This window comes from Craterilacuibacter sp., assembly GCF_051659485.1.
Taxonomy (GTDB): Bacteria; Pseudomonadota; Gammaproteobacteria; order Burkholderiales; family Chromobacteriaceae; genus Craterilacuibacter.
In genome coordinates this window covers 1-16579 of record NZ_JBOFOO010000097.1, presented here as the reverse complement: position 1 = coordinate 16579, position 16579 = coordinate 1, and the positions used below count along the sequence as shown (strand labels likewise).

The window sequence follows — 16579 nt, the reverse complement described above, 5'->3', positions numbered from 1 at the left end:
CCGAATCGCATGAATGAGCTATTCAATGTCAACCCGAGTTATGTATTCTTCCGGGTATTGGGTCGTGCTGGCGGCGGACCCTTGGGGGCTTTGGGTGTGCCGCTGACCGATGGCTACAGCATTGCCGTCGATCCGCGTTTTATTCCGCTGGGGGCGCCGGTGTTCCTGAGTACCACCTGGCCACTGTCACAACAGCCATTGCAGCGGGTGATGCTGGCACAGGACACCGGTGGGGCGATACGCGGTGCGATCCGTGCCGATTTCTTCTGGGGCTTCGGCACCGAAGCCGGCATGTATGCCGGGCGTATGAAACAAAGGGGCAGCCTGTGGTTATTGCTGCCCAAGGGCATGGCGCCGCCGGCGTCGGCTAGCTGATTACTGAAAGAAACTGCATGCGCATTGAGCTGGGGATGGGTTTACTGGTACTGGGCTTGTTAAGCGCGTGTGGCGGCAAGGAAGACCTCGCTTCGGGCAAGCGCGATGCTTCGGCACCGGCTGTCGTGCGCCAACTGGCTGCTGGCGATATCTTGCAGGCGCGCATAGGGCGGGTGAGCGACACCCTGCCGGTCACGGCCACGCTGGCGGCACTGAATTTCAGTGAAATGTCGGCCGAGGTCGAGGGTCGGGTGCGCGAAGTGCGGGTGCGCGAAGGCGAGGCGGTCAAGGCCGGGCAGGTGCTGGCGGTGCTGGATAGCGAAAGCCTGGGCGAGTCGGTCAAGGAGCAACAGGCGCAGCTGGATAATCAGCAGGCGCGGCAGGCCTTGGCGCGCATCAAGCTGGCCAAACAGCGTGAACTCTACCAGCAGGGCTTTATTTCCAAGCTGGCGATAGACGAGCTGGAAAGCGATTATCGTGTGCGCGAGGGCGAGTTCAAGGCGCAGGCGGCTCAGCTGGCGCGCGCTACGCGTGCGCTGGCCGATACCCGCTTGCGGGCACCGATTTCGGGCGTGCTCTACCAGCGCAAGATCAATGCCGGCGATATGGTGGCACGCAACCAGAAGGTGCTGGCGGTGGCTGATCTGTCGGTGCTGGAGGCGGTAGCCAGCGTGCCTTCGCGCCTGATTGCCCAGGTGAAGCCCGGACAGCAGGCGCAGCTGCAACTGGAAGGCAGTGATGCGCTCGTGGCGGGTGAGGTGGTACGCATCAATCCGGTAGCCAATGCCGGTACCCGCAGTTTCAATGTTTATATCCGTGTCGCCAATGATAAGGGCGTGCTCAAGGCCGGCCAGTTCGTCAAGGGCGGCATCGTGTTGCAGCAGGAAAGCGGCATGGTGAACCTGCCTCTGGCCACCGTGCGCGAGCGCGAAGGCAAGCCCTGGGTGATGCTGGTCAGTGACGGGCGGCTATCGCGGCGCGACATCGCCGTACAGCTGGTCTCCGTTAGCGAGCGGCAGCTGGCCGTGACCGGCTTGCAGCCGGGAGAGCGGGTGCTGGCCTCTGCGCTGGCAGGCCTGAAGGCCGGCGACCGCGTTCAGTTCAACGCGACACCCTAAAGGAGCTTCGCCATGTGGCTCACCCGTGTCAGCGTCAATAATCCCTATTTTGCTGCGGTACTGATGATCGCCCTGACCGTGCTGGGCCTGTTTGCCTGGCAGCGTCTGGCGGTGGAAGAGTTTCCCGATATCCGTTTTCCGGTTGCCGCGGTGACGACCAGCTATCCGGGGGCCTCGCCCGAGGTGGTGGAAAGCGAGATCAGCCGTCCGCTGGAAGAGGCGATCAATACCATCGCCGGTATCAAGCATATCCGTTCCTATTCGATGCAGGGGCTGTCGACGCTGGTGGTCGAGTTCGAGCTGTCGACCGATCCCAATCTGGCGACGCAGGAAGTGCGCGACCGTGTGTCCGGCGTGCAGGGCAGTTTCCGTCGTGAAATCCAGACCCCGGCAGTCTCGCAGTTCAATCCCAATGACGAGCCGCTGCTAACCATCTCGTTCAACAATAAAGAGGTCAGTGCCCGTGTACTGACCGGCTGGGTCGACAATACGCTGAAAAAGCGGCTGCAGACGGTGGCCGGGGTGGGTGAAGTCAAGGTGGTCGGCGGTGTGCGCCGTGAAATGCGCATCGATATCGATCCCTTGCGTCTGGAGGCACTCGGCTTGTCTTTGCCCGAAGTGGCCGATGCCATTCGTGCCGCCAACCGGGATTATCCGGGCGGGCAGTTATCGCGCGGTGATAGCGAACTGACACTCCGTCTGGCCGGCAAGCTAAAAAGTGCGGACGACTTTGCCAGTCTGATCGTGGCGCAGCGCGAGGGAGGGGATGTGCGCTTGGCCGATGTGGCTGAGGTGCGTGATGCCGAGGCCGAAAAAACCAGTGTGGCGCTGATAGATGGTGCGCCGGGGGTCGGCGTCGATATCCGTGCGGCGCGTGGTGCCAATATCGTGATGGTGGCCGACGGCGTGAAGCAGGTATTGGACTCGCTAACAGCCGGCATGCCGGCCGGTACGACGGTCACCATCGGTACCGACAAATCGCTCGATGTCAAAAACTCGCTGCGCGATGTGCAAAAGACCCTGCTCGAAGGTGCGGCACTGACGGTACTGATTGTGTTTCTGTTTCTGGGTAGCTGGCGCAGCACGGTGATTACCGGCCTGACGCTGCCCATTTCGCTGATAGGCACCATGTTTGCTATCTGGGCCATGGGCTTTACCCTTAACCTGATGACGCTGATGGCACTGTCGCTGTCTATCGGCCTGTTGATAGACGACGCCATTGTGGTGCGCGAGAACATCGTGCGCCATGCCGCCATGGGCAAGCGCCACTTTCAGGCGGCGCTGGATGGCACCAACGAGATCGGCCTCGCGGTACTGGCCACCACCCTGACGGTGGTGGCGGTATTTTTGCCGGTGGGCTTTATGGAGGGGGTGATCGGCAAGTTCTTCCATCAGTTCGGCCTGACGGTGACGGTGGCGGTGCTGATCTCGATGCTGGTGAGCTTTACGCTGGACCCGATGCTGTCGTCCATCTGGCACGATCCGCACCATCACGGCGATAAGCACAAGGGGCCGCTGGGGCGGGTGCTGGACTGGTTCGAATCATCGCTGGACCGCCTGGCCGAGGGCTATGTGCGTCTGATCCGGCTGGCACTGGCCTGGCGCAAGAGTGTGCTCCTGATTGCGCTGGCCATGCTGATCGGCAGCTTTATGCTGGTGCCCAGCATCGGTGGCGAGTTTCTGCCGCGTGCCGACAAGGGCGAATTCAGTGTGGTGCTCAAGACGGCACCGGGCGCGACGCTCGCTTACACCGAGGGCAAGGCACACGAAGTGGAGCAACGCTTGCGCCGCATTCCCGAGGTGAAGTCGATAGAAATCAAGATTGCCGGCGGGCGCTTTGGCGCCGGCAAGACCGAGGCGAGGCTGTCTGTCAAAGCGGGTGACAAGTCGGCACGCGAGCGCTCGCTGGATACGCTGATGGATGAGGTGCGTGTGGCCGCTGCTGCGGTGGCCGGCATCGAAGTCGATTCGGTATCCGCTTCGGGCCAGCATGGCGGTGGCGGCAAACCGCTGAATGTGGGGGTACGCGGAGGTAATATCGCCGAGCTGGAGGCTACTGCGGCGATGCTGGCACAGAAAATTGCAGCCATCGACGGCGTGACCGATGTGCAATCCAGTCTGGCCGAGGCCGATCCGGGGCTGCGCATCAGCGTACAGCGCGATGCTGCTGCCGGTCTGGGGGTGGATCTGGCACGGGTGGGCGAAACCCTGTCGACCTTGCTGGCCGGCAGTACCGTGACCACTTGGGAGGCGCCGGACGGGGAGAACTACGACGTCACCTTGCAGGTGCCGCAACCTGAGCGTCAGCGCGAGCTGCTGGATAGCCTGAGCGTGGCCGGCAGCCGTGATGCAGACGGCGTGCGCCAGATGGTGCCCTTGTCGGCGCTGACCCGTATCGAGCCGGAGGCCAGCCCGCGCCAGATAGAACGCGTGGACATGCTGCGCGAGGTCGGGCTTTCGGCCAATATCAGCGGCCGTTCGCCGGCGGCCGTGTTTGCCGATCTGGACAAGGTGCTGGCGGCTGCCAGTCTGCCTGCGGGGGTGATCCTGTCGCAGCAGGGCGAGCAGCAGGATATGCAGGAGTCACTCTTTTATGCGCTGCAGGCGCTGGCGCTGGGGGTGATCTTTATCTACATGATACTGGCGGCACAGTTTCGCAGCTTTACCTTGCCGATCACCATCATGGTGTCTTTGCCGCTGGCTTTTGTCGGGGTATTTGTCGCGCTGTGGTTATGGGGCTCGACACTGAATATGTTCTCGGTGATCGGCATCGTGATGCTGATGGGGCTGGCAGCCAAGAACGGCATTTTGCTGGTCGACTTTATCGGCCAGTCGCGGCGCGAGGGCATGCCAAGGCTGGATGCCATTGTCGAGGCGGGACGGGTGCGTCTGCGTCCCATCATGATGACGTCTCTGGCGATGATTTTCGGCATGTTGCCGCTGGCGCTATCGACCGGTGACGGCTCCGAGACGCAGCGGCCGATGGCGCAAGCGATCATCGGCGGCATGGTGACCTCGACCCTGCTGACGCTGGTGGTGGTGCCGGTGGTGTACACCTATCTGGACGGTTTGCGTACGCGCATACACCGGCTGCTGGCGAGATTCAGTCAGGTGGAAAAGTGAATGGGTTATTAGATTGTTGCTATAAAGATAGTATTTGATATCATAGTAGCCATTCATGGGCCGTTGTGATGGCGGCCTTCGCCCGTACGGAAAAGAAAGAACCCAATGCTGTCTAGTAAGCCTGTTCTGCGCCTGATCTCTGCTGTCTCTTTGTCGCTGCTGGTGCTGTCTGCCGCACCGGCGCAAGCCAAGCTGGTCAACGATGCTCATCGTCTGGGCGCTTTCGCCGGTGCGATGAAGTTCTGTGCCGAGCGCTATGACGAAAAAGAAGGGCGTTTCAAGTTGGCGCGCTTGAGCGTGGTGCGCTTGGTGGACGATATGCGCGGCAAGGACAAGATCAAGGCGATTACCGCGCGCGATTTTGCCTACGAGCGTGGCCAGTTCCTCGGCAACAAGCTGAGCCGTAAAGAGTGCCGCGGTCTGTTGAAAATGAGTGAGTTTAAGCGCTTTGTCCGCGATTGATGCGCGTGTAGTGAGCTTGAACAAGACAAAACCGGCCTTCAGGCCGGTTTTTTTGCGTCTGGCTACAACCGTGCTACATCTCGCGGCGCATAAAGTCGCGCGCGCGTAGCCCCATGGCGAACAGCAGGCCGAAGTAGGCGATGGCACCAGCCAGGATATGGCCGCTTAGCCATGCTGCACGCTGCCAGGCATGGCCATGCCAGTTGCCCGGTACAAAGTGTTCCAGCCCGATCAGAACCGCAGCCATCGCGCCTGAAGCCAGGGTAATCTTAAGCATAAACAGCCACCAGCCCGCTTGTGGCTGGTAGATGCCGCGCCGGATCAAGAGCACCAGCAAGGCTAGGGCGTTGATCAGTGCGGCCAGGCCAATGGCGAGGGCGAGGCCGGCATGCTTGAATTGCCAGACAAAGGCGAGGTTCATCAGCTGGGTCATGGCCAGCGTAAAAATGCCGACCTTGACCGGTGTCTTGATGTCCTGACGCGCATAAAAGCCCGGCGCCAGTACCTTGACCAGAATCAGCCCGGTCAGACCGACGGTGTAGGCCATCAGCGCCTGCTGTGTCATCAGCGCATCGTGCGGGGAGAACTTGCCGTACATGAATAAGGTGGCAATCAGCGGCATCGACATCACCGCCAGGCCGATGGACGCCGGTAGTGCCAGCAATAGCGACAGGCGCATGCCCCAGTCCAGCAGGCGGGAGTAGTTCTCGTGCGACTGGTCGGCTGCGTGTTTGGAGAGCGAGGGCAGCAAAATCGTCCCCAGTGCCACGCCCAGGATGCCGGTCGGGAACTCCATCAGCCGGTCGGCGTAGTACATCCACGACACGCTACCCGACACCAGAAACGACGCGAAGATGGTGTTGATCACCAGCGAGATCTGGGCAATCGATACGCCGAAGATCGCCGGCCCCATCAGCTTGATCACGCGCCACACTGCGGCGTCTTTCAGATTCAGTCGCGGCCAGGTCAGCATGCCTATTTTTTTCAGATAGGGTAGCTGATAAGCCAGCTGTGCGATGCCGCCGATAAACACGGCCCACGCCAGCACCAGCACGGGCGGGTCGAAATAGGGGGCCAGCAATAGCGAGCAGGCGATAAACGAGACGTTCAGCAGTGTAGGGGTGAATGCCGGTACCGAAAACTGGCGCCAGGTGTTGAGCACGCTGCCGGCCAGCGACGACAGCGAGATGAACAGGATATAGGGGAAGGTGATGCGTAGCAGGTCGACAGTGAGTGCAAATTTGTCGGCCTCTTTGGCAAAGCCCGGAGCCGACACCCAGATGATCCACGGTGCGATCAGCATGCCCAGCAGAGTAACGACGATCAGTACCATGCCGAGCAGGCCGGAGATGTCGGCCAGAAAGGCCCGGGTTTCGTCTTCGGTCTTGTTGCGGCGGTATTCGGCCAGTACCGGCACGAAAGCCTGCGAGAATGCACCTTCGGCAAAGACACGCCTAAGCAGGTTGGGGAGCTTGAAGGCGACAAAAAAAGCATCGGTGGCAAAACCGGCGCCAAATACGCGAGCAATGATGGCATCGCGCACGAAACCCAGAATGCGGGACACCAGAGTAAAACTGCTGACTGTAGCCAGCGCCTTAAGCAGATTCATGGGGAGTGGCAGCTTGTTATTTTTGTTGGCAAGAGCCCGTCAGTTTACGCTGGCGGGATTGTTGTTGCAAAACCAAAGCTGAACACTTAGAATCGCGGGTTTCAGATTCAGCTCATCAGGAGATAGATTCATGGCTAACAGCGCACAAGCTCGCAAGCGTGCACGCCAAGCTCTCAAGCAGCGCGCGCATAACGCCAGCCTGCGTACTGCGTTCCGTACCGCAGTCAAGAAAGTGCTTAAGACAATCGCAGCCGGCAACAAGACCGAAGCCAAAGAAGTATTCCAGGCTTCCGTAAAGGTTCTCGACCGTATCGCCGACAAGGGCGTGTTCCACAAGAACAAGGCCGCTCGCCATAAGAGCCGCCTGTCCGCCCAGATCAAGGCTATGGCCTGATCACAAGCGATCGAACAGAATACGCAAAAACCCCGCATTAGCGGGGTTTTTGCTTTTCAGCGGCTGAAAATCCCGGCCGCTTCCCTTGCCATCTCGCCTTCCTCGTCGGTAGCCAGTACATAGGCGTGGCGAGTACTGCTTGGCGTTGTCAGCCGGGTCTGGTGTGCCATATTGGCCACACTGTCCGTGGCAAACCCCAGCCAGCCCAATCTTTCCAGTATGCGTGCGCGTACTTCTGCCGAGTGCTCGCCTATTCCCGCCGTAAACACCACCGCATCCAGCCCGCCCATCGCGGTTGCCAGCGAGCTGACTTCGCGTGCGGCGCGCCAGCAATAGAGCTCGACAGCTTCGCCAGCTTCCAGTGTATCGCTGGCCAGCAGTACACGCATATCGGCCGACAGGGCCGACACCCCGAGCAGGCCCGAGCGCTTGTATAGCTCGTCCCTGACGTCGGCAATGCTCATGCCGTGCTTTTCCTGCCAGTACAGCACCACTTCCGGATCCAGTATCCCAGGACGGGTTCCCATCATCAGGCCGTCCAGTGCGGACAGCCCCATGCTGGACGCGATACTGCGCCCGCCATGAATGGCACAGGCGCTGGAGCCGCTACCCAGATGGCAGACCACTACGCGCGCATCCGCCAGACCGATTTCGGGCAGGCGGCGCGTAATGGCCGCATAGGAAAGGCCGTGAAAGCCATAGCGGCGCAGCCCTTCGTCGTGCCAGTGACGGGCAATGGCAAAGCGGGTGGCATGCTCAGGCTGCTGTGCATGAAAAGCGGTATCGAAGCAGGCCAGCTGCGGCAGGGCCGCATCCAGCCGGCTGAAGGCATCGATCACCGCGAGACTCGCCGGTTGATGCAGCGGTGCCAGCGGGATCAGGCTTTGCAGGTGGGTACGCACCTCGGTCGTGATGGGGATTGCCTGCTGATACCGGCTACCGCCATGCACTACGCGGTGTACGACTCCTATGGGCTTGATTTTGCGCAGGCTGAGAGCGTCCAGCATGGCGCTGACGCCGGCCTCGCGCCCCGCCTGTTCCAGTTTGTGGCTGCTAGGCTGGCCTTGATCGTCGCGAATATTGATGACGGCTTCTGCACTGCCAAAGCGGTCGATTAGGCCTTGCAGCAACAGAGTCTGGCCGTCCGTCTGATAGGCGCGAAACTTAAGCGTGGACGAGCCGGCATTGACTGCGATCAGGGCGCTGCTCATGCGTGATCACGAATCCGGCGATGGCGGGCCAGCACATTGGCAACTGCCGTCGAGGCCAGTCGTCCTTGTGCATCATCGGCACGGCTGGTCAATACGATAGGTACGCGCGCGCCCATGACGATCCCTGCCGATGACGCAGCGGCGAGATAGGTCAGCTGTTTGGCCAGCATATTGCCGGATACCAGATCGGGCACCAGCAGGATATCCGGTTCGCCGGCCACGCTGGAATGAATGCCCTTGGTATCGGCAGCCGCATGCGAGATGGCGTTGTCGAATGCCAGCGGGCCATCCAGCAGGGCACCGGTAATCTGGCCGCGCTCGGCCATCTTGCATAGGGCTGCGGCATCGATGGTCGAGCGTATCTCCGGCGTTACGGTTTCCACCGCCGACAGGATGGCGACTTTGGGCAGGGGGATACCCAGCGCGTGCGCAAGGTCGATCGCGTTCTGGCAGATGTGCTGCTTGGTGGTCAGATCCGGCTCGATATTGATCGCGGCATCGGTAATGAACAGGGTGCGCGGGTAGCTTTCGACCTTCATGATGAAGGTGTGGCTGATGCGGCGATCGGTGCGGATGCCGGTATGCCTGTCCAGTACTTCATGCATGAACTCGTCGGTATGCAGGCTGCCCTTCATCAGGATATCTGCCTGGCCATTGCGTACCAGTTCGACGGCTTTTTCCGCCGCAGCATGGCTGTGCGGCACATCGATAATCTGCAGGCCGGCCAGATCCAGTCCCAGTTCATCGGCCAGCTTGTAAATTTTGGCTGCCGGTCCAATCAGGATGGGGGTGGCAATATTGTGATCGGCCGCTTCAATCGCCCCCAATAGTGCTTCGCGGCTGCAAGGATGGGCCACGGCCATCGGCAATGGCCCGTTTTTATGTGCCTGCGCCAGAATGCTGGCAAAGGCATTGTCGTCATGTGTCATCGTTTTTCCCTTAAGCCATGATGTTGCAGCCGCCATCGACATAGATGGTCTGGCCGGTGAGGGCGCGGGCGCCATCGGATACAAGGAAAGTACAGGTCGCGCCTACATCTGCGATATCGACCAGACGGTGTTGTGGTGCGCGGCGGGTGGCGTCATCTATCAGTTGGTCGAAGTGCTCGATGCCGCTGGCGGCGCGGGTTTTTAGCGGGCCGGGGGAGACGGCATGCACGCGTATGCCCTTGTCGCCCAGTTCGTGTGCCAGGTAGCGGGTGGTGCTCTCCAGTGCCGCCTTGACCGGGCCCATGATGTTGTAGTTTTCGACCACCTTGTCGGCGCCGTGATAACTCATGGTCAGCAAGGTGCCGCCGTTTTTCATCAGCGGTTCGGCATGCTTGGCCAGTTCGATAAAGGAGTAGCAGGACACGCGCATCGCCTGCTGGAAGCCTTCCAGCGAGCAGTCGGTGACGCGGCCATGCAGATCATCCATCGGGCAGAAGGCAATCGAGTGGACGATGAAGTCCAGTTCGCCCCATTGTTCGGCGATGGTAGCGAACAGCGCCTGCATCTGGCCCGGCTCTTCCACGTTCAGCGGCAGGACCAGACGGGCATCGACATTGTCGGCCAGAGGGCGGACATACTTTTCGGCCTTGGCATTGAGATAGGTGATGGCAAGCTCGGCTCCTGCTTCATGCAGGCTGCGGGCGCAGCCATAGGCGATGCTGTGTTCGTTGGCGATGCCGACGATGAGGCCTTTCTTGCCGGCCAGTAACGGGGTATTTGGGCTCATGATTTTTCCTTGGTGTGTGTGCTTGCTGATGTTTGCATGGTTTTATTGCGGCGATGTTGCGCCCTGTTTTTGTGTTGCCCTGACTATCGGATATAATGTCCGGCTCAAACTTCGCTCTTGCTAGCGGGTCGCTTGTTCTGGATGATGTCTGTCATCTGCGGACAAATAGCTTTATTGCGATGCAGCATAGTTATTTTGCATCAAGTCGTTGTCGACTCGGGGAAAAAAGATGCCTATTTACGAATACCGTTGCGAAAAATGTGGCAAACAGCACGAACACTTGCAAAAGCTCAGCGACGAGCTGATTGCCCAGTGCCCGTCATGTGGTAGCGCCGACTACACCAAAATGCTGTCTTGCGCCGGTTTCCAGCTTAAAGGCTCGGGCTGGTATGAATCGGACTTCAAGAACGGCAGCAAGCCCGCTGCCGCTCATGCCTGTGGTACCGGCGGTTGTGGCGGCTGTGGCTGAGATGAAACATATCAAGCTGACCCTGCGTGCTTATCTCGTTACCGGCATCCTGATCTGGCTGCCGCTGGCGGTGACTTTATGGGTGCTGGACATGATCGTCGGCACGCTGGATCAGACGCTGGTACTGCTGCCCGATGCCTGGCGGCCGCAAAGCCTGCTCGGTTTTAATGTGCCGGGCTTGGGTGTGGTGCTGTCGGTGCTGGTGTTGCTGGGGACCGGCATGGTTGCCGCCAACGTATTGGGTCAGCGCCTGTTCGATTACTGGGACGCGCTGATGTCGCGTATTCCGGTGGTCAAGAGCATCTACAGCAGTGTCAAGCAGGTCAGCGACACGCTGTTTTCCGACACCGGACAGTCGTTCAAGAAGCCTTTGCTGGTACAGTTTCCGCATCAGGGCTTATGGACAGTGGCTTTCCAGACCGGCTCGCTGCCCGATAGCGTGAGCCGCTCGTTGCTCGATCTCGGCGACGAATATATAGGCGTGTACGTGCCGACCATCCCCAACCCGACTTCGGGCTATTTTGTGATGGTGGCTAAAAAAGAGACGCGCGAGCTCGATATGAGTGTCGACGAGGCGCTCAAGTACGCAATTTCCATGGGTATGGTGGCGCCGGGCGCGCCCCAATCGTCCGGCAAGAAGCGATAAGCCCCGGCGCGAACCCCACTTCAACCCTTCAAGAAACAGAATATGATGCGAACCGATTACTGCGGACTTATTGATACCAAATATCTGGGCCAGACTGTCACCGTCAAGGGCTGGGCTCATCGTCGCCGTGACCATGGCGGCGTGATCTTTATCGACCTGCGCGACCGTGAAGGCCTGGTGCAGGTGGTGATCGACCCGGATACCCCGGAAGCTTTCGCTACCGCCGACAGCGCCCGTAACGAATTCGTGCTGTCCATCACCGGTCTGGTTCGCGCCCGTCCGGAAGGCACGGCCAACAGCAAGATGATCTCGGGCGGCATCGAGATCCTGGCCAAGGATATTGAAATCCTTAATAGCGCGGTGACGCCGCCGTTCCAGATCGACGACGAGAATATCTCCGAGAACGTGCGTTTGCTCAACCGCGTCATCGACCTGCGCCGTGCACCGATGCAGAAAAACCTGCGTATGCGTTACCGCGTAGCGATGGGCGTACGCCAGTATCTGGATGCTCAGGGCTTTATCGATATCGAAACCCCGATGCTGACCCGCAGCACACCGGAAGGTGCCCGTGACTATCTGGTGCCTAGCCGTGTGCATCCGGGTGAATTCTTTGCGTTGCCGCAATCGCCACAGCTGTTCAAGCAGCTGCTGATGGTGGCCGGTTTCGACCGTTATTACCAGATCGTCAAGTGCTTCCGCGACGAAGACTTGCGTGCCGACCGTCAGCCTGAATTCACCCAGATTGATATCGAAACGTCTTTCCTCGATGAAAACCAGATCATGGACATCACCGAGAGCATGGCGCGCCAGATCTTCAACGACGTGCTGGGTGTAGAGCTGGGTGATTTCCCGCGCATGACTTACGCCGACGCGATGTTCTACTACGGTTCGGACAAGCCGGATATGCGTGTGAACCTCAAGTTCACCGAACTGACCGACCTGATGAAGACCGAAGAATTCAAGGTGTTCCGCGCTGCTGCCGATATGGACAATGGCCGTGTGGTTGCCCTGCGTGTGCCGGGTGGTGCCTCGATTTCGCGCAAGGAAATCGACGAGTACACCAAGTTCGCCTCCATTTATGGCGCCAAGGGTCTGGCCTATATCAAGGTCAACGACAAGACCAAGATCAGCAATGACGAAACCAGCGGCCTGCAGTCGCCTATCGTCAAGTTCCTGTCTGTGCCTGCGCTGGAAGAAATCATGGCCCGCACCGGTGCCGACAACGGCGACATCATCTTCTTTGGCGCCGACAAGGCCAAGGTGGTGAACGAAGCCATCGGCGCGCTGCGCATCAAGATCGGTCACGAGCGTGGCGAAGCAGGCGGTTTCTTCGTGCGCGAATGGCGTCCGCTGTGGGTGGTAGACTTCCCGATGTTCGAACACGACGAAGAAGCCGATCGCTGGGTGGCCGTCCATCACCCGTTCACCGCACCCAAGCCGGGGCATGAGGATCTGCTGGAAAGCAATCCGGCGGCCTGCATCGCCCGTGCCTACGACATGGTGGTCAATGGTTGGGAACTCGGTGGCGGCTCCATCCGTATCCATCAGGCATCGGTACAGGAAAAGGTCTTCGGCGCGCTCAAGATCAGCCCGGAAGAGCAGCAGAACAAGTTCGGCTTCCTGCTGGACAACCTGAAGTTCGGTGCGCCGCCACACGGTGGTCTGGCCTTCGGCCTCGACCGTCTGGTGACGCTGATGGCCGGTGCCGAGTCCATCCGCGACGTGATTGCCTTCCCGAAGACCCAGCGTGCCCAGTGCCTGCTGACCAACGCACCGAACCATGTCGACGAGAAGCAGCTTAAAGAGTTGAATCTGCGTCTGCGCCAGAAGGCCGAACCGGCTGCCTGATTGTTGTGGTAACAAGTTAAAGGGACGCGAGAGCGTCCCTTTTTTTGTATTGCTCCCAGGCGGGGGGCTGGCTTCTGGCCGGCGCGCTGCAACCTGAATTCAGGTAAAATGCTAATATAATATTTTTTAGCCTTGATATAGGCTAATGGCCAATTCAGGCGGATGGTGCACCGATGTGGACTGACTCCATTGCTGGGAACGTAGTGGTGCCGGCGGGACTTTTTTCAGACATGGCCGCGCAACTCGAGTCACTGTACAAGGCGACGCCCTTGTTGATCTCGCTGTTCGATGATATGGATCGACTGCGCTATGCCAACCCGGCATTTCGTCACGCGCTCGCGCTTGCCGAGCATGATTTTCCGACCTGGATGCAACTGATGCGCGACAACCATCGGGACGTAACCGGAACGGCCGTGGCAACAGAAAATTTCGAGACTTGGCTGTCTTCTGCCTTGTCCCGCCGTGGCAAGGTTCCGTACCGGTCCTTCGAGGCAGACATGCATGATGGCCGCTGGATCCTGATGACGGAGACGGTGGATGCCGAGGGCTGGATGCTCTGCTGCGGTGTCGATATTTCGGCCTGGCGTGCGCAGGGGCGGGAATTGCGGGCCGAGCGTGATATTGCCATCCGTGTCTCGCAGACCGACGAGTTGACCGGGGTCAGTAACCGCCGCCACATTCTGGACGTTCTCGCCTATCAGTTGCATTCTCCGCACCTGGATGGCAGCTGTATTGCCATGTTTGATCTTGATCATTTCAAGCGGGTGAATGACAGCTATGGTCACCCGTTTGGTGATCGCGTGCTGCGCCAGTTTGCCTTGCTGGTGCAAAGTATGGTGCGCCGCTCGGATGGTTTCGGGCGTCTGGGCGGGGAGGAGTTCATGCTGGTGCTCAGAGGCATAGGCGCAAGTGCGGCCACCGATTTGCTTGAACGCGTGCTTGGACGGCTGCGTTTGCAGCGCTGTTTTCCGGAGTACCCGGACTGGTTTTATACCTGCTCCGCCGGCGCAACTGTCTTGCAGGGGGATGATACGCTTGAGACGGCCTATAAACGGGCCGATGATGCGCTTTACCGTGCCAAGCAGGCGGGGCGTGACGGCCTGAGCTGGGGCTGATTGCGCTGGGCGCTGCTGTCGCTAGCACCCGGTGATGGCTTGGCATCGCTGCCGCCAGACTACGCCGCCATCTTGGCGGTTACCGGAATATCCCAGATTTAGGCAGTGTCGGAATCCATCAAAAACGCGCACCGAGGTGCGCGTCCCGTGCTGCTGCAAGCGGCTTACTTGACCCGGGTGAATACGACTGCGGTGCTGCCACTGTCGGCCGTGGTCATCGTCAGCGTGTCGCCATCGACCATCAGCGGCAGGCTTTGCTCGATATCTATGGTCGAAACCGGGCTTCCGACACTCCCCAGCCCTACTGTGCTTGCACTTGCATGCGACAATCCCCACCAGCCGGTCTGGTCGAACTTGACGACGTAGTCGAACTGGTTGTTGTTGCGCCATTCATAGCGGCCTTGCTCGAAGCCGTTGCAGGCAGATTTGCGCTTGTCTGTGCTGTGAGTCGGTCCCAATGGCTGGGCTCGGTCGCATTCATTGTTACCCACTTCGGTAATCAGGTACTTGTAGCGGTACTTTTGCCCCGGGTCGCTGTTCAGCCCCGTGTTGTAGAAGCTCAGTAGCACCTTGGTGTCACCTGCCTTCGCTAGCCACGAGCCGTGCAGTGGCTGCTCTGCGCGCTGGCCAACCTTGTAGAACACCGGCTTGTCTTCGTTATCGGTGATGGTCAGCAGGCCATTCGTGCCCAGACTGGCCTTGTACTTGCCGACAGGGTGCGACAGCCCCCACTCGCCGCTGGTGTCGACCTCGGGAGTAGCTACCAGCGTCCCGTCAACTGCATTCCATGTGTAGCTGCCCCATTCGACGCCGGCCTGGCCGGCATCATCAGCCTCGCCTTCTTCTGCAATGACGTAGCTGCCGTCAGCCATGAAGGTCACCAGCACCAGCGGCGCGTTATCGTCATTGATCCGCCAAGTGCCGACCAGTTGTTTGCCCAGTTCCGGCTGCACCTTGCCCAGCGTATCGTTCAGATGCTTGGCGGCCGCTTCGTCGTTGACCCATGTGAGGCCTGCCGTCAGCGTTTTGGCCTTGTCATCAAAGTCGGCTGCCTTGAAGTCCAGTACTGCGTTGTTCAGGCGTTTGACCGCGTCGGCGCCGATAGTGATCGTGCCGTCGCTAGCGTCGTCCAGTGTCTGCAATAGCTGCGCAATATTGATGGCGACTGTTGCGTCGCCGCCAGCCAGCGTCAGCGGGGTCAGCAATTCACCGGCCTTGCTTACGGGCAACTGAACGCCGCCGATGCTGAAGGTGACCGTCTCGCCCGTGCGGTACTGGAAGGTGCCGCCTGTGCCGGTCTTGCCTGCCATTGTTTCGGTCTTGTACGCGATGCCTTCAACTGGCGCGTCGATGAACTTGCCGGTCAGTAGTGGCGTTTGGGTGCTCTCGCCCGAGCTGCCCCCTCCGCCGCCACATGCAGCCAGTAATGCGGGGATTGCCAATGCCAGCCATGTCTTCTTGTGCATATACCCTCCTCGTGTTTTGTTGCTTTCACGATTTAAATATATATATGGTATTTATTTTTTATTTGATTTATGTCAATAGTTTTGTTTGGTCGGATGATTCGGTCATGCTGAATGGACTGCTGCGTGATTTCAACGGTTTGTCACCGCTTAAGGCCTTGCCTCGCCCGCTATGCATGATGGTACGAGTGGTGTAGCCAGAGCAGGCTAGGCCGGGCACGGCTGCTGTTGCGGGATCGTCAGGCCCCAGCGTTCGCGGGCGCGCAGGCACTGTGCATCGCCCTCGTTCACGGCATGGCAGGGCGACGGGCGCTGGGAGTAGATGGTGCAGGATACGCGGCTGCCGACTTCGCCTTCGAGGGCAGTGCACAAGGGGGCATCGGACCAAGTGCCGCGCATGCAGCTTTGCCATGGGTCTAGCGTTTCGGTGAGTTCGACCGGGACGGTACCACCGCCATCGCTGGCTTCAGCCCAATAGAAAGAAACACGAAAACTGGCGCAGCAGGCGCCGCAGGATAGGCATTGCGACATAGAGACGCACTGAAAATAAATTTAAGGTGGGTATTTTATAAATATTGGCATGTAAATACAATCAATATACCCTAATTGATTTAATGGGCCGCCTAATCCCGGCTGCCCTATCGGCTTATCCTCACTTCAATAGCGGCTTCAGTCCGCGCTCTACGGTAGCGGCCATCAGCGCCTGCGCGGCGGCGGCGGGGTGGATGCCGTCGCTTTGAAACAGATCCAGCCGGGTTTCAAAGCCGGCAACCAGAACGGGGACATAGCCCGTTTTATGGGTTTTAGCCACTTTGTCGTATGCCTTGCGGAACCTTGCACCGTAGTCCGGGCCATAGTTGGGCGGTAGCGCCATACCTACCAGCAGCACTTTGGCCTTGCTGCGCTTGGCCAGTTCGACCATTCTGTTCAGGTTGCTTTCCATTTCGGACAGCGGCAGGCCGCGGAGGCCATCGTTGCCGCCCAGTTCCAGTATCACGATGTCGGGATGATGGCGGGATAGGGCTTGCGG

At 59.5% G+C, this 16579-nt stretch carries 16 protein-coding genes; 9 read left to right on the top strand and 7 right to left on the bottom strand.

Annotated features, from left to right (window positions below; all coding sequences use genetic code 11):
- The 4 genes from ACRC1E_RS03545 to ACRC1E_RS03530 all read left to right on the top strand — a co-directional run.
- A partial coding sequence (locus ACRC1E_RS03545) for a 3D domain-containing protein (protein WP_438513733.1) occupies positions 1–375 on the top strand: 375 nt, incomplete at its 5' end.
- Between the two features lie 17 nt (positions 376–392).
- Positions 393–1493, top strand: coding sequence for an efflux RND transporter periplasmic adaptor subunit (locus ACRC1E_RS03540; RefSeq protein WP_438513732.1), 1101 nt, complete (start codon positions 393–395; stop codon positions 1491–1493).
- Positions 1494–1505: 12 nt separating this feature from the next.
- On the top strand, positions 1506–4616 hold the full coding sequence (locus tag ACRC1E_RS03535; protein WP_438513731.1) for an efflux RND transporter permease subunit: 3111 nt from the start codon (positions 1506–1508) through the stop codon (positions 4614–4616).
- 105 nt (positions 4617–4721) lie between these two features.
- Positions 4722–5078, top strand: coding sequence for a hypothetical protein (locus tag ACRC1E_RS03530; protein ID WP_438513730.1), 357 nt, complete (start codon positions 4722–4724; stop codon positions 5076–5078).
- 73 nt (positions 5079–5151) lie between these two features.
- Here ACRC1E_RS03530 and murJ read toward each other — a convergent pair whose 3' ends face one another.
- Positions 5152–6687, bottom strand: a complete 1536-nt coding sequence (gene murJ / locus ACRC1E_RS03525) for a murein biosynthesis integral membrane protein MurJ (RefSeq protein ID WP_438513729.1) — start codon at positions 6685–6687, stop codon at positions 5152–5154.
- A 130-nt stretch (positions 6688–6817) separates the two neighbouring features.
- Here murJ and rpsT point away from each other — a divergent pair, with 130 nt between their 5' ends.
- Positions 6818–7081 carry a 30S ribosomal protein S20 gene (gene rpsT, locus ACRC1E_RS03520; RefSeq protein ID WP_438513728.1) on the top strand — a complete coding sequence of 88 codons (264 nt, stop codon included), beginning with the start codon at positions 6818–6820 and terminating at the stop codon, positions 7079–7081.
- A gap of 56 nt (positions 7082–7137) precedes the next feature.
- Here the strand turns inward: rpsT and ACRC1E_RS03515 are convergent, their stop codons facing one another.
- The 3 genes from ACRC1E_RS03515 to fabI are packed head-to-tail and all read right to left on the bottom strand — an operon-like array spanning position 7138 to position 10008.
- A complete protein-coding gene (locus tag ACRC1E_RS03515; protein ID WP_438513727.1) occupies positions 7138–8292 on the bottom strand; it encodes an acetate/propionate family kinase in 1155 nt (384 codons plus the stop codon).
- Positions 8289–9221 carry a phosphate acetyltransferase gene (locus ACRC1E_RS03510; protein WP_438513726.1) on the bottom strand — a complete coding sequence of 311 codons (933 nt, stop codon included), beginning with the start codon at positions 9219–9221 and terminating at the stop codon, positions 8289–8291. The genes ACRC1E_RS03515 and ACRC1E_RS03510 overlap by 4 nt, the downstream gene beginning before the upstream one ends.
- A 10-nt stretch (positions 9222–9231) precedes the next feature.
- Positions 9232–10008 (bottom strand): enoyl-ACP reductase FabI, encoded by a 777-nt coding sequence (fabI, locus tag ACRC1E_RS03505; protein ID WP_438513725.1) that lies wholly within the window; start codon positions 10006–10008, stop codon positions 9232–9234.
- Between the two features lie 229 nt (positions 10009–10237).
- Between fabI and ACRC1E_RS03500 the strand changes: the two genes are divergently transcribed.
- From ACRC1E_RS03500 to ACRC1E_RS03485, 4 genes are all read left to right on the top strand, one after another.
- Complete coding sequence (locus ACRC1E_RS03500) at positions 10238–10477, top strand: FmdB family zinc ribbon protein (protein ID WP_438513724.1); 240 nt, start codon at positions 10238–10240, stop codon at positions 10475–10477.
- Between the two features lies 1 nt (position 10478).
- Entirely contained in the window at positions 10479–11123 is a 645-nt protein-coding gene (locus tag ACRC1E_RS03495; RefSeq protein WP_438513723.1) for a DUF502 domain-containing protein, read from the top strand.
- A 45-nt stretch (positions 11124–11168) separates the two neighbouring features.
- Positions 11169–12971, top strand: a complete 1803-nt coding sequence (gene aspS / locus ACRC1E_RS03490) for an aspartate--tRNA ligase (RefSeq protein ID WP_438513734.1) — start codon at positions 11169–11171, stop codon at positions 12969–12971.
- A gap of 230 nt (positions 12972–13201) precedes the next feature.
- Positions 13202–14086, top strand: a complete 885-nt coding sequence (locus ACRC1E_RS03485) for a GGDEF domain-containing protein (RefSeq protein WP_438513722.1) — start codon at positions 13202–13204, stop codon at positions 14084–14086.
- Between the two features lie 164 nt (positions 14087–14250).
- Here the strand turns inward: ACRC1E_RS03485 and ACRC1E_RS03480 are convergent, their stop codons facing one another.
- The 3 genes from ACRC1E_RS03480 to ACRC1E_RS03470 form a co-directional block, all read right to left on the bottom strand.
- Positions 14251–15552, bottom strand: coding sequence for a hypothetical protein (locus ACRC1E_RS03480; protein WP_438513721.1), 1302 nt, complete (start codon positions 15550–15552; stop codon positions 14251–14253).
- A 204-nt stretch (positions 15553–15756) separates the two neighbouring features.
- A complete protein-coding gene (locus tag ACRC1E_RS03475) occupies positions 15757–16080 on the bottom strand; it encodes a YkgJ family cysteine cluster protein (protein WP_438513720.1) in 324 nt (107 codons plus the stop codon).
- Between the two features lie 121 nt (positions 16081–16201).
- Positions 16202–16579 (bottom strand): GDSL-type esterase/lipase family protein (locus tag ACRC1E_RS03470; RefSeq protein ID WP_438513719.1); only part of this gene is annotated, 378 nt, incomplete at its 5' end.

Coding starts and splice junctions, on each gene's coding strand:
- ACRC1E_RS03495 (WP_438513723.1), top strand. CDS start 10,479: ATGAAACATATCAAGCTGACCCTGCGTGCTTATCTCGTTACCGGCATC.
- murJ (WP_438513729.1), bottom strand. CDS start 6,687: ATGAATCTGCTTAAGGCGCTGGCTACAGTCAGCAGTTTTACTCTGGTG.
- aspS (WP_438513734.1), top strand. CDS start 11,169: ATGCGAACCGATTACTGCGGACTTATTGATACCAAATATCTGGGCCAG.
- ACRC1E_RS03480 (WP_438513721.1), bottom strand. CDS start 15,552: ATGCACAAGAAGACATGGCTGGCATTGGCAATCCCCGCATTACTGGCT.
- ACRC1E_RS03515 (WP_438513727.1), bottom strand. CDS start 8,292: ATGAGCAGCGCCCTGATCGCAGTCAATGCCGGCTCGTCCACGCTTAAG.
- ACRC1E_RS03530 (WP_438513730.1), top strand. CDS start 4,722: ATGCTGTCTAGTAAGCCTGTTCTGCGCCTGATCTCTGCTGTCTCTTTG.
- ACRC1E_RS03510 (WP_438513726.1), bottom strand. CDS start 9,221: ATGACACATGACGACAATGCCTTTGCCAGCATTCTGGCGCAGGCACAT.
- ACRC1E_RS03500 (WP_438513724.1), top strand. CDS start 10,238: ATGCCTATTTACGAATACCGTTGCGAAAAATGTGGCAAACAGCACGAA.
- rpsT (WP_438513728.1), top strand. CDS start 6,818: ATGGCTAACAGCGCACAAGCTCGCAAGCGTGCACGCCAAGCTCTCAAG.
- ACRC1E_RS03540 (WP_438513732.1), top strand. CDS start 393: ATGCGCATTGAGCTGGGGATGGGTTTACTGGTACTGGGCTTGTTAAGC.
- ACRC1E_RS03535 (WP_438513731.1), top strand. CDS start 1,506: ATGTGGCTCACCCGTGTCAGCGTCAATAATCCCTATTTTGCTGCGGTA.
- fabI (WP_438513725.1), bottom strand. CDS start 10,008: ATGAGCCCAAATACCCCGTTACTGGCCGGCAAGAAAGGCCTCATCGTC.
- ACRC1E_RS03485 (WP_438513722.1), top strand. CDS start 13,202: ATGGCCGCGCAACTCGAGTCACTGTACAAGGCGACGCCCTTGTTGATC.
- ACRC1E_RS03475 (WP_438513720.1), bottom strand. CDS start 16,080: ATGTCGCAATGCCTATCCTGCGGCGCCTGCTGCGCCAGTTTTCGTGTT.